The organism is Jannaschia donghaensis (assembly GCF_001403795.1).
GTDB classification, from domain to species: domain Bacteria; phylum Pseudomonadota; class Alphaproteobacteria; order Rhodobacterales; family Rhodobacteraceae; genus Jannaschia; species Jannaschia donghaensis.
Window position 1 is genome coordinate 1 of the sequence record NZ_CXSU01000008.1, and the last position, 564, is coordinate 564.

Genomic DNA, 564 nt, shown 5'->3' on the forward strand with positions numbered 1-564 from the left:
CACGTTCCCGGCGGCGATGTCGATGAGAGCCTTTTCGTGGTGTGTCGGAACATCGAGCTCCCATCGTTTAGCGGTGGACAGATACCGTTCGACGCGGCGGCGCAGGCCTTCTGGAAGACGCATACGCTCATGGGGTGGAATTGGCGCGTAGATCAGGTGATCCGCCAGGCCCCATTCCGTCTCGACCGTCAGGGCGATTGCCGTGCGACTTCCAGGTCGGCCCCGCCCCCGTATCCTGCTCCGTGTCCGATGCTGCCGAGGATCAGGTCTTCCGCTGCGCGCCCGGCCAGAACCGCCGCCATGCGGCGGTCCAGCGCGTCGCGGGTCATTCGCTTTGGCAAGTCCACTCCGACCTCGCCGTCCCGGACGCTGATCCGCGCGCCGTGGGGCGGGGCCAAACCCAAGGCAGCCGCAACGATGATGTGACCGGCCGGTTGGGGATCCATCTCGAAGGTGCTCTTGCAGCCCTGCTGTCGCTGTCGATTGGACACGATGAGAGATCCCGCGGAACGCAGGATTTTCAAATATTTGATATTGATGAAGAATTAGTATTGGTTGCGGGAG

The 564-nt window shown here is 62.8% G+C and carries 1 protein-coding gene; it reads right to left on the reverse strand.

Annotation, left to right across the window (positions count from 1 at the left end):
* Window positions 1-188: 188 nt before the first annotated feature.
* Complete coding sequence (locus JDO7802_RS04375; RefSeq protein WP_055081751.1) at window positions 189-446, reverse strand: hypothetical protein; 258 nt, start codon at window positions 444-446, stop codon at window positions 189-191.
* Window positions 447-564: the final 118 nt, after the last annotated feature.

Bases quoted from the DNA above. Each gene is read 5' to 3' on its own strand.
- JDO7802_RS04375 (WP_055081751.1), bottom strand. From the start codon at position 446: ATGGATCCCCAACCGGCCGGTCACATCATCGTTGCGGCTGCCTTGGGT.